Raw genomic sequence first — 9,899 nt, 5'->3', positions numbered from 1 at the left:
GGGGTCGGAGGCGGTGACCAACTCCCGCAGCGGATGGCGGGACAGCACCGCGTCCACCTCCGGTGACAACGCGGCCTTCAGACGGTGGTGCACCGACAGCGTGTCGTCGCCGAGAGCCCGCGCGGCGGCCAGGACCAGGTCCCGCTGCGGCCCCTTGGGCACTCCGGCGGCCGCGCGCTCGTAGAGGTCGGCGCCCTCCTCCAGGACCAGCCCGGTGTCGATGCCCGCCGGCACCTTGACCGCGGCGGTGTGCCGCCAGGTGGCCAGCGGATGGCTCCAGGCCTCCACGCGGAAGGTCCAGCGGCCGGTGGCGTCCGGGGTGATCTCGGCACCCCAGCGGTCGCTGCCGGGGGACAGCTCCCGCATCGGCGTCCACGGGCCACGGCGGCCCGCCGGATCCCGCAGGACGACATTGGCGCCGACGGCGTCGTGCCCCTCCCGGAACACGGTGGCCGTGACCTGGAACGTCTCCCCGGCCACCGCCTTCGCCGGGCGCCTGCCGCAGTCCACGGCCGGCCGGACGTCACGTACCGGTACGCGGCCGATGGCCGGGGTCCTGCGCATGTCTCACCTCCGCCGTGCGCGAAGCCGGGCCCGGGGCCCGGCTTCGCGATCCGAGAAACGGTTCGGCTGCTGCCGTCCCGCGTGGAACGCCCTGTACGGTGCCAGATCAGTGCCGTGGCGCCGTGGAACGCCGCTCCGACGGCGGCGCCCGCCGGCCCGCCGGGCCCGGCTGCGGCCGCCCGTCCTGCTCGCGCAGGTAGCCGGCCAGGGTGGAGTGCAGATAGCGCTCGGCCGCTTCCGCTGCCTCCCGGGCGCAGCGCTTTCCCATCAGCACGCACAAGGTGTAGCCCGAGTCCTCGAAAGTGGCCCGGACCCTGCGGTCGTGGGGCGAGGCGAGCATCACACGCTCCCACGCCCGGTAACGCCGCAACTGCCGGGCCACTTCGGCCTTGGCGGGTAGCAGCATGACCCTCTTCACCTTCCACGCTCTCGACTGGGCGCGTTCCCGACGGTCGGGTGGTGTCCGCGCACAGGAGGGCACGGCACCGTTACGGCGATCGAGGCTTTCACTCATGGTGCACGGACAGCGACGCAACGTCCTGTTGGACCTTCAATCATCCGGCCGTACGTGGTGCTCGTGTTGCACGAATGGCGTAGTGGCCTCAGTGTGGAGGTGACTCAGAAGCGATCATCGCTCACGCTAAGTGTTCCGGGATTCCTCCCGGACGGGTAAGAGTCCGGGATCCCTCCCGGGCCGGGCGAGGGGAGCGGGAGCTTCGCGGGTGAGGAGCAAGCGACGATGAAGACCGCAGTGCCCTGCTACTACCACCTCGACGTGGAAGTCAGCCCGGAACGGGTGGGACAGGTCAGCCGCATCCTGGCCGCCCACCTCCGCCACTGGGACCTCGAGAACCTCGTGGACCCCGTCCGCCGCGGCGCCGAACTGCTGTTGAGGGCGATCGACCAGCACGCCACGGACAAGCACACGTCGATCGAGATGTGGTGGAACCGCCAGCATCTCATCACCGCCGTCGGGGGCGAAGACCGCGACCTGCGCCCCGACCAGGACCTGAGGGCGTGCCTCGCGGACCTCGCCGCCATGAGCGACGGCTGGGGCTGCTGTGCCTCGGCGACCGGCTGCAAGATCATCTGGTTCTCGCAGCGCGCCCGGTCCGGCGAGCGCGTCCCGCTGGTCCCGAAGGCCCCCGCGCCGAGCCTGCGTCAAGGGCTCCAGGTACCCCGGGCGATCCCGGTGGCCGTCCTGGCCGCCCCGGCGACCGCCGAGGACGACGCCCTGGTGGGCGCCCGGTGACGGACCGCAAGTCCAGGAAAAGGGTGCCTGTGTGGAGCGGGCACCCTTACCCGTTGGGTGCCTCCTTCGACGGACAGGGCACCAACTTCGCGCTGTTCAGCGAGGTCGCCGAGCGCGTCGAGCTGATCCTGGTCGACGACGCCGGCACCGGGCGCCGCGTCCCGCTGCACGAGGTCGACGGGTTCGTGTGGCACGCCTACCTGCCCGGCGTCGGCCCCGGGCAGCGCTACGGCTACCGCGTGCACGGCCCCTGGCAGCCGTCCCTCGGCCACCGGTGCAACCCGGCGAAGCTGCTGCTCGACCCGTACGCGCGAGCGGTGGACGGGCGGACCGACAACCACGCCTCCCTCTACGAGCGCGCGCCGGACGGCCCGTCCGCGGCCGACAGCGCCGGGCACTCCATGCTCGGCGTGGTCACCGACCCGTACTTCGACTGGGGCGACGACCGCCCCCCGCGGCGCCCGTACGCCGACTCCGTCGTCTACGAGGCGCATGTGCGCGGCCTGACCCGCACCCACCCGGACGTCCCCGAGCGGCTGCGCGGCACCTACGCCGCACTCGCCCACCCCGCGGTCATCGAGCACCTGACCACGCTCGGCGTCACCGCCGTGGAACTGATGCCGGTCCACCAGTTCGTCCAGGACGGTGTCCTGCAGGACCGGGGCCTGGCCAACTACTGGGGCTACAACACCATCGGCTTCTTCGCACCGCACCACGCGTATGCGGCCTTCGGCAGCCGGGGCCAGCAGGTCGACGAGTTCAAGGCCATGGTGAAGGCGCTGCACGCGGCCGGTCTCGAAGTGATCCTCGACGTGGTCTACAACCACACCGCCGAGGGCAACGAGAGGGGCCCCACGCTGTCGTTCCGCGGCATCGACAACGCCTCGTACTACCGCCTGGTCGACGGCGACTGGGCGCACTACTACGACACCACGGGCACCGGCAACAGCCTGCTGATGCGGCACCCCTACGTGCTTCAGCTGATCATGGACTCGCTGCGGTACTGGGTGACCGAGATGCATGTCGACGGGTTCCGCTTCGACCTCGCGGCCACGCTGGCCCGGCAGTTCCACGAGGTGGACCGGCTGTCGGCGTTCTTCGACCTGATCCAGCAGGACCCGGTGATCAGCCGCGTCAAGCTGATCGCCGAGCCCTGGGACGTGGGGGAGGGCGGCTACCAGGTCGGCAACTTCCCGCCGCTGTGGTCGGAGTGGAACGGCCCCTACCGGGACGCCGTACGGGACTTCTGGCGGGCGGAACCCGGCTCGCTCGGCGAGTTCGCCTCGCGGCTGACCGGCTCCTCCGACCTGTACCAGCACAGCCGGCGTCGGCCGCGTGCCAGCGTCAACTTCGTGACCGCGCACGACGGTTTCACGCTGCGCGACCTCGTGTCGTACAACGACAAGCACAACGAGGCCAACGGCGAGGACAACCAGGACGGCGAGAGCCACAACCGGTCCTGGAACTGCGGGGCGGAGGGCGAGACCGACGACCCGGCCGTCCTCGAACTCCGCGCCCGCCAGCAGCGGAACCTGCTGGCCACGCTGCTGCTGTCGCAGGGCATCCCGATGCTCAGCCACGGCGACGAACTCGGCCGCACCCAGCGCGGCAACAACAACGCCTACTGCCAGGACAACGAGGTCTCCTGGGTGGACTGGGACCTGACCGACGAGCAGCGCAGCCTCGCCGCGTTCACCCGGTACGTCATCAACCTGCGTGCCGGGCATCCCGTGCTGCGCAGGCGCCGCTTCTTCCGCGGCGAGACCGCGACCAACGCCGAGCAGCCGCTGCCCGACCTGATGTGGCTCAGGCCCGACGCGCGCGAGATGACCGGCCGGGACTGGCAGCGCGAGGACGCGCACTCGGTCGGCGTGTTCCTCAACGGCGACGCCATCGCCGAACGCGACTCCTACGGCGGCCGCGTGGTCGACGACTCGTTCCTGCTGCTGCTCAACGGCTACTGGGAACCCGTCGACTTCCGTCTGCCCGACGCCTCCTACGGCGAGCGCTGGACGACCCTGATCGACACCGCCGACCCCGACGGCCTTCCCGACGAACGCGAACGCAAGGCCGGCACCCGGCTCCGCGTGGAGTCCCGCAGCCTGATCCTGCTGTCACGGCCCTCGCGCGGCGGGAGATAGTCCGGGCCCGGGCGCACCGCGGACGCAGGCTGCCCCGCGACGTGGTGTCGGATGGCCGCATGGCGAGACGCGAGGGCAAGCGGCAAAAGCCTTTCGGCCTGCCCGAGAGCATCGCGCTGCTCGCGACGCCGGACGGCCGGCGCCACAGCATCCGCACCCGGGACGGCGGGATGGTCTGCGGACGTCTCGCCGAAGTGCCGGGAGACGCGGAAGCCGGGCCGGGCGCAGGCGGCGGCCGCCGCGATGCTGGTGGCCCTCGCGCGTGAGGTGCACGGCACGGACGTCGAGCTGACCTGGGACCCGTCCCCGGAGCCCGGCTCCGGGCCGGACTCGTCACGCCGCTCGCCGCAGCGGGGGCCGTCCGAGCCTGCCCGCCCGGGAATCCGGTCAGCGCTCCGGGCGGGACGTCACGGTGAACTGGGCCCCGTCCGGATCCCGCAGCACCGCTTCCGTCTCCTCCTCGCGCAGCACGCTGCCGCCGTGCTTCTCCGCGGTGCGGGCGCAGCCCACCACGTCGGCCACCGCGAAATGGATCTGCCAGTGGGGCCGGACCTCGGGGTCCGGGGCCGCCTCCACCGCGCCCGAGTCGATGCGCGCCACCACGTCGCCCCTGCTGCGCAGCACCACCTCACCGCCCTCGTACTCGACCTCGCAGCAGCCCGGTGTCCCGGAGGCCCAGCCGAGGATCTCGCCGTAGAAGATCGCGGAGTCGAAGGCGTTGCGGGTGTGCAGCCGGATGAAGGTCGGGGCGGAGCGCCGCCACGACTCCCAGTTGCCGACCAGCTCGCCCTGCCAGATCCCGAAGGTGGCCCCGTCCCGGTCGGCGAGCAGCGCGGCCCGTCCCGGCGGGAAGGACAGCGGCCCGACCGCCGTCGTACCGCCGCGTTCCCGGGCCCGGGACACGGCCTCGTCGGCGTCCGGGACCGCGAAGTACGGTGTCCAGGCCACCGCCATCTGCCACATCGAGGCGACCGCGGCGATGCCGGCCACCGGCACCCCGTTCGCCAGCGCGATCCGGAAGTGCTCGCCGAGCTTGGCGCCGCGCCACCGCCAGCCGAGCAGAGCCGAGTAGAAGTCCTGGGTGGCTTCCAGGTCGCGGCTGGTCAGGCTCACCCAGCACGGCGCGCCGAAGACGGAGTGCGTGGAGACGACATCCCTCGTCCTCGGTCCACGGCCGGCAGGCGTGTCATCGTTCATGGCAGTTGCGTCCTGGTCTCGGGATCCGGTGGCCACCGGTCTGGCACCAGTGTCCGACCGGAGGGTGCGCGGTGCCTGTCGAGTACCCCGGTGGCGGCGGGCCAGGCGGGTGAGCACGATGGAGGCATGGGAGAGACGGAGCCCGACCGGATCGCCGAGCTGCAGGCCGAGGTGGACCAGTTGAAGGAGGCCGTGGCCTCCCACGCCGTCGTGGATCAGGCCATCGGGATGGTGGTAGCGCTCGGCCGGGTGAGCCCCGACGAGGGGTGGGAGGTGCTGAAGGAGATCTCCCAGCACACCAACATCAAGTTGCGCACCATCGCGGATCTGATCCTCATCTGGGGGCGCCGCGGTGACATTCCGCCCGAGGTCCGCGCCGAGCTGGAGGACACCCTGGACCGGTACGGCCCCACCCAGGTCCCCGGGGCGGCCGAGCCGATCCCCGCCGTCGCGGAGGAGACCCCCGGCGGCTCTCCGGAGTGACACTGAGCCGGTCTCAGCCGCTCTCCGCGAGCAGTTCCTCGCGCAGCCGGTCGAAGCAGCCGCTGAGCAGCCGGGAGACGTGCATCTGCGAGATGCCCAGCTGCTGGGCGATCCGGCTCTGTGTCATCCCGCCGAAGAACCGCAGGTAGAGGATGGTGCGCTCGCGCTCGGGCAGGGCTTGAAGGCACGGGGTGACCGCGGCGCGGTCGACCACGAGGTCGAAGCCGGGGTCCGGCTCGCCCAGGGAGTCCCCGAGCGCGTACCCGTCCGTTCCGGTCACCTCCGCGTCCAGGGACAGCGCGGAGAAGCACTCCAGGGCCTCCATGCCGGCGCGCACCTCGGCCTCGCTGAGCTGTGTGTGCGCGGCGATCTCCGCGACGGTGGGTGCCCGGCCGGACGTGGTCTGTGCCAGCTCCCTGACGGCGCTGCGGACCCGGTTGCGCAGATCCTGCACCCGGCGCGGCACGTGCAGGGTCCACATGTGGTCGCGGAAGTGGCGCTTGATCTCGCCGGTGACGGTGGGCACCGCGTACGCCTCGAAGGCACGGCCGCGGCAGGGGTCGTAGTGGTCGACGGCCTTCACCAGGCCGAGTGCGGCCACCTGGTACAGATCCTCGAGGGACTCCCCGCGGCCGCGGAACCGTACGGCGATCCGCTCGGCCATGGGCAGCCAGAGCCGGACCAGTTCGTCCCTGAGCGCCCGGCGCTCGGGACCGTCGGGCAGCCTCGCGAGCCGCTCGAATGACTCGGCCGTGTCGGGGGCGTCGTCGTGGGGGTGGGACTTCGTGCAGCCACTGACAGGCATCGCGCGCACCTCTCTCAACAGGTGCTGATCGACAGACACCGTGGGAGGCGGCCTCGGCCCGTGACAGGGACACCGGGATGCCCGGCTGAGCCGGCTCCCACGGACGTGCCTCCTGTCCGAAGCACTGTCGTGTGGATTCCCCTCGACGGATATATCAAAACAATCTGGTCGATGTAGGGACAATTTCTCCGAGGGAGGAACTGGCCGACGCGCTCGTGCGGATCCAGCGGCTGATCCGGCGAGGCCAGGCTGCACGGCGGGCTCACCGTGTCACGGCTGCACGGTGCCGAGGTGGAGCTGCTGCGGCTCGTCGAGGCGCGGCCCGGCAGCGGCATCTCGGACGCAGCGCACCGAGGCCGCCCAGAAGCGGCTCGAAGACTGGCGCCGCCGCCGTACCGGACTGGTCGGCCGCCGTCTGGCCGAGCTCGACGAAGCCGACCGCGCGGCCCTGCGGGCGGCGCTGCCCGCACTGCGCAAGCCGGCCGTCACCCTGCACGGGGAGGCCGAGGACCAATGACGAGCGACACCCCCGCCCCACCCCGCCCGCCGAAGCCGTCGGCTGCACCGCCTCGCGCGGTCGACGGACTCGACCTGGCCGTCGTCGAGGGCGAGGTCTTCGGGCTGCTCGGTCCCGACGGCGCCGGCAAGATCACCGCCATCCGCTCACCCTGCCGCTCTTCTTCGGCTCCCACGCCCTGTACCCCGTATCGGTGATGCCGGGCCGGTTCCAGGCCGTCAGCAAGGCCAACCCGCTCAGCCACCAGGTCGACGCCCTGCGCGGCCTCCGCGCTGCTCGGCCGGCCGGCCCGGTGATCTTGTCGCGGACGTGATGTGCGGCACGCACCGGTGACCCGCCCGCAGGGCCTTGGACGGGATTCTTCCTGGGCAGCGCTTGATCACCGATCAAAGCGGGCGAACCCCCTGGCCACAGCGCATTCTGCTCATTTGACAGTGCGCTCAGCGCACAGATAGACAGCAGCTCTCTGAGGTCGAGAGGGGCACTGTGTACGAGCCGAACGTGGTCGGGGACTGGCACGAGTACGACGAGCATGCCGGTCTGCGGGTCCGCGTCCACCGCCTGGAGGCGGCCGAGCCGCCGCGCGGACGCGACGACGCCGCCGCCGGGCTGACGTACTTCAGGCTCCGGGTGACGGTCGAGAACCGCGGCGCACAGCACTACGGCATCCACCTGGAGGACGGCCAGATCGACGTGCGGGTCGGCCCGGACGGGGAGGGCGCGTTCATCGACTGGCGCAACTCCCAGTTCATCGAGGGCTTCGACGTCTATCCGCTGCGCCGGGCCACCGCCGTGCTCTACGCGGCCGCCCCGGAGGCCGCCCTGACGCACGTGGACGTGCAGGTCCAGCTGCGGGTGGACGAGGAGTGGGCCGACCGCCGGCTGTGGACGGGCGGCATCGGGGTCGTGGAGGCGACCGCCGCGGCCGCCCCGACGGGCACCGGTCAGGGCAGCCTGGCCCACCAGGTCAGCGCCTTCCTGAAGGAGCAGACGGTGAAGGACCAGACGGAGCCGGGCACCGCCTGACGCCGGTCAGTGCGGGATGCCGTCGATGATCTCCCGCGCCCCCTGCCGCAGCAGCGCCACCGCGACCGAGGTGCCGAGCGTGGCCGCATCGAGCCGGCCCGCCCATTCGTGGGCGTTCAGCCGGGTCTTGCCGTCCGGCGTGAACACACAGGCCCGCAGGGACAGTTCACCGCTGCGGTCCACGCGCGCGTAGCCGGCGATGGGGCTGTTGCAGTGCCCCTGGAGCACATGCAGGAACATCCGCTCGGCGGTGGCCTCCCGGTGCGTGGCCGGGTCGCCGAGCCCGCTGACCGCGTCGATCAGCTCGGCGTCGCCCTCCCGGCACTGCAGGGCGAGGATGCCCGCGCCGATCGGCGGCATCATCGTCTCCGGGGACAGCACCTCGCTGATCACGTCGGGGCGGCCGATCCGCTCCAGACCGGCCGCCGCCAGCAGCAGCGCGTCCGCCTCCCCGGCGGCCAGCTTCTCCAGCCGGCGGTTGGCGTTGCCGCGGAACGGCACGCACTCCAGGTGCGGGTGCGTGGCGGCCAGCTGGGCCACCCGGCGCACCGAGGAGGTGCCGATCCGGGTTCCGGCCGGCAGTTCGTCGAGGGTCAGCCCGCCCGGGTGCACCAGCGCGTCACGGATGTCGTCCCGCTTCAGGAACGCGGCGAACACCGTGCCGGCGGGCAGCGGCCGGTCGGCGGGCACGTCCTTGACGCAGTGCACCGCGAGGTCCGCCTCCCCGGCCAGCAGGGCCGCGTCCACCTCCTTGGTGAACGCTCCCTTGCCCTCGACCTTGGAGAGGTCACCGAGCCACTTGTCACCCGTGGTCTTCACGGGCACGACCTCGGTACGCACTCCCGGATGCAGCACGCCCAACTCGGCCCGCACCCGCTCGACTTGAGCGAGGGCCATCGGTGAGTCACGGGAGACGATACGGATCAGTTCCGGGACAGACATGGGAGACACGATAGACCCTCGGACGCCCTGCCTCCTCCCTGTCACATGCACAGCCGCCGGTCGAAGCGGAACAGATCCGCCTCCCTGAGGAGGCCGGGCAAGAGGCCGTCGTGTGTGCGCGGCACGGCACGCTCGTACTCCGCGTGCAGGGCGGCGAGTTCGGCGACGCGGGGCAGGTCGGGGCGCTCCGCGTGCCGTGCCAGGGGAGTGCCGGTCAACGGACCTCTCCCGCCACGGTGTCCGCGGCCCAGGCGGCGAGCCGGCCGGCGAGGGGGCCCGTCCCGTCGAGGACGTGCCGGGAGAACGCCTCCCGTTCGTGTGCGAGCAGGGCCGCCTCCCAGACGCAGGGGGCGAGCCCGGTCCGGCCCGGCCGCAGTTCGGCGGGCCGGCCGGCTGGGCCGGTGAACACGGCGAGGTCGGACATGTGGCCCTCGATCCAGGTGTGCACCAGGACGTAGTCACCGTCGCCGCCCGCGTGCACGACGAGCACCGCGAGGCCGAGCGACCCCCGCAGCCGACCGAGCGCGAGATGGCCCGCGCTCGCCTCGATCGCCGCGTCCACGGCCTCCTCGCCGACCGTACGGCCCGGCGCCTGGAGCGCGTACACCTTGACCAGGTGACCGGCGGCCTCCCGGACGCCCAGGGCCCGGGCGGTACGGGCGTGATGGCCCTGGGCGAGGGCGAGCAGGCCGGCCGTGTCCACGGCTGCGGGCAGTCCTCCGGGCCGTTCTCCGAGAAGATCCATCCGGCCATCATGGGCCGAGGCCCGGCGGGCGTCTACCGAGATCGGTTGCGGTGACGGGTCGGGCCGCCGCGCGGATGGTGATGCCGGACGACCACGCAACCGGCCCCCTTCGGGCCGCAGCCGCGGCCCGGCGCGAGCGGCATTGTCGGGTGCGCAGGGTGGGCGTTTACCGAGGTCGGTTGCGGTGTCGGGTCGGGCTGCCGGGTGGACGGTGATGCCGTTCGTGA

At 72.2% G+C, this 9,899-nt stretch carries 13 protein-coding genes and 2 pseudogenes; 8 read left to right on the top strand and 7 right to left on the bottom strand.

From position 1 onward, the window contains the following. Positions 1–564, bottom strand: a 564-nt coding sequence (locus AQI88_RS41400; RefSeq protein ID WP_159050560.1) for a maltotransferase domain-containing protein, incomplete at its 3' end; no start/stop codon positions are given. Between the two features lie 106 nt (positions 565–670). Further along, positions 671–970, bottom strand: a complete 300-nt coding sequence (locus AQI88_RS41395) for a DUF5133 domain-containing protein (RefSeq protein ID WP_067010880.1) — start codon at positions 968–970, stop codon at positions 671–673. Between the two features lie 333 nt (positions 971–1,303). Between AQI88_RS41395 and AQI88_RS41390 the strand changes: the two genes are divergently transcribed. Genes AQI88_RS41390 through AQI88_RS46405 form a run of 3 tightly spaced genes read left to right on the top strand, consistent with a single transcriptional unit; the run spans position 1,304 to position 4,223 of the window. Next, a complete protein-coding gene (locus tag AQI88_RS41390; RefSeq protein WP_067010878.1) occupies positions 1,304–1,816 on the top strand; it encodes a pep a2 in 513 nt (170 codons plus the stop codon). Positions 1,817–1,839: 23 nt separating this feature from the next. Further along, on the top strand, positions 1,840–3,957 hold the full coding sequence (gene glgX / locus AQI88_RS41385) for a glycogen debranching protein GlgX (RefSeq protein WP_067010875.1): 2,118 nt from the start codon (positions 1,840–1,842) through the stop codon (positions 3,955–3,957). A 59-nt stretch (positions 3,958–4,016) separates the two neighbouring features. Then, a complete protein-coding gene (locus tag AQI88_RS46405; protein ID WP_159050559.1) occupies positions 4,017–4,223 on the top strand; it encodes a hypothetical protein in 207 nt (68 codons plus the stop codon). Positions 4,224–4,344: 121 nt separating this feature from the next. On the opposite strand, the gene AQI88_RS41380 is transcribed toward AQI88_RS46405, so the two are convergent. Then, positions 4,345–5,154: a VOC family protein gene (locus tag AQI88_RS41380; RefSeq protein ID WP_067010871.1), complete on the bottom strand. Its 810-nt coding sequence runs from the start codon at positions 5,152–5,154 to the stop codon at positions 4,345–4,347. Positions 5,155–5,280: 126 nt separating this feature from the next. Here AQI88_RS41380 and AQI88_RS41375 point away from each other — a divergent pair, with 126 nt between their 5' ends. Continuing rightward, positions 5,281–5,637, top strand: a complete 357-nt coding sequence (locus AQI88_RS41375; RefSeq protein WP_067010869.1) for an ANTAR domain-containing protein — start codon at positions 5,281–5,283, stop codon at positions 5,635–5,637. 13 nt (positions 5,638–5,650) lie between these two features. On the opposite strand, the gene AQI88_RS41370 is transcribed toward AQI88_RS41375, so the two are convergent. Next, entirely contained in the window at positions 5,651–6,442 is a 792-nt protein-coding gene (locus AQI88_RS41370; RefSeq protein ID WP_067010867.1) for an RNA polymerase sigma factor SigF, read from the bottom strand. A gap of 182 nt (positions 6,443–6,624) precedes the next feature. Between AQI88_RS41370 and AQI88_RS41365 the strand changes: the two are divergent. From AQI88_RS41365 to AQI88_RS41355, 4 genes and pseudogenes are all read left to right on the top strand, one after another. Next, positions 6,625–6,959: pseudogene (locus AQI88_RS41365) on the top strand (hypothetical protein). Further along, a complete protein-coding gene (locus AQI88_RS41360) occupies positions 6,956–7,156 on the top strand; it encodes a hypothetical protein (RefSeq protein WP_067010865.1) in 201 nt (66 codons plus the stop codon). Before AQI88_RS41365 ends, AQI88_RS41360 begins: the two are co-directional and overlap by 4 nt. Next, a pseudogene (locus tag AQI88_RS48345) lies at positions 7,108–7,245 on the top strand (ABC transporter permease); the annotation flags it as partial. The gene AQI88_RS41360 and the pseudogene AQI88_RS48345, both read left to right, overlap by 49 nt. A gap of 200 nt (positions 7,246–7,445) precedes the next feature. Further along, positions 7,446–7,985, top strand: a complete 540-nt coding sequence (locus AQI88_RS41355) for a hypothetical protein (protein WP_067010863.1) — start codon at positions 7,446–7,448, stop codon at positions 7,983–7,985. Between the two features lie 6 nt (positions 7,986–7,991). Here AQI88_RS41355 and hemC read toward each other — a convergent pair whose 3' ends face one another. From hemC to AQI88_RS41345, 3 genes are read right to left on the bottom strand one after another with little or no spacing between them, the layout of a single operon-like run. After that, positions 7,992–8,927 (bottom strand): hydroxymethylbilane synthase, encoded by a 936-nt coding sequence (gene hemC / locus AQI88_RS41350; protein ID WP_067010861.1) that lies wholly within the window; start codon positions 8,925–8,927, stop codon positions 7,992–7,994. A gap of 41 nt (positions 8,928–8,968) precedes the next feature. Further along, positions 8,969–9,145 carry a hypothetical protein gene (locus tag AQI88_RS48340; RefSeq protein WP_244184628.1) on the bottom strand — a complete coding sequence of 59 codons (177 nt, stop codon included), beginning with the start codon at positions 9,143–9,145 and terminating at the stop codon, positions 8,969–8,971. Further along, on the bottom strand, positions 9,142–9,672 hold the full coding sequence (locus AQI88_RS41345; RefSeq protein ID WP_067010857.1) for a hypothetical protein: 531 nt from the start codon (positions 9,670–9,672) through the stop codon (positions 9,142–9,144). The genes AQI88_RS48340 and AQI88_RS41345 overlap by 4 nt, the downstream gene beginning before the upstream one ends. Between the last annotated feature and the right edge of the window lie 227 nt (positions 9,673–9,899).

This window comes from Streptomyces cellostaticus (genome assembly GCF_001513965.1).
Taxonomy (GTDB): domain Bacteria; phylum Actinomycetota; class Actinomycetes; order Streptomycetales; family Streptomycetaceae; genus Streptomyces; species Streptomyces cellostaticus.
Note: the sequence above shows the minus strand (reverse complement) of the source record. Positions and strands in the feature narration are given on the sequence as shown.

Coding starts and splice junctions, on each gene's coding strand:
- hemC (WP_067010861.1), bottom strand. CDS start 8,927: ATGTCTGTCCCGGAACTGATCCGTATCGTCTCCCGTGACTCACCGATG.
- AQI88_RS41370 (WP_067010867.1), bottom strand. CDS start 6,442: ATGCCTGTCAGTGGCTGCACGAAGTCCCACCCCCACGACGACGCCCCC.
- AQI88_RS41380 (WP_067010871.1), bottom strand. CDS start 5,154: ATGAACGATGACACGCCTGCCGGCCGTGGACCGAGGACGAGGGATGTC.
- AQI88_RS41375 (WP_067010869.1), top strand. CDS start 5,281: ATGGGAGAGACGGAGCCCGACCGGATCGCCGAGCTGCAGGCCGAGGTG.
- AQI88_RS41390 (WP_067010878.1), top strand. CDS start 1,304: ATGAAGACCGCAGTGCCCTGCTACTACCACCTCGACGTGGAAGTCAGC.
- AQI88_RS41360 (WP_067010865.1), top strand. CDS start 6,956: ATGACGAGCGACACCCCCGCCCCACCCCGCCCGCCGAAGCCGTCGGCT.
- AQI88_RS46405 (WP_159050559.1), top strand. CDS start 4,017: ATGGCGAGACGCGAGGGCAAGCGGCAAAAGCCTTTCGGCCTGCCCGAG.
- AQI88_RS41345 (WP_067010857.1), bottom strand. CDS start 9,672: ATGGATCTTCTCGGAGAACGGCCCGGAGGACTGCCCGCAGCCGTGGAC.
- AQI88_RS41395 (WP_067010880.1), bottom strand. CDS start 970: ATGCTGCTACCCGCCAAGGCCGAAGTGGCCCGGCAGTTGCGGCGTTAC.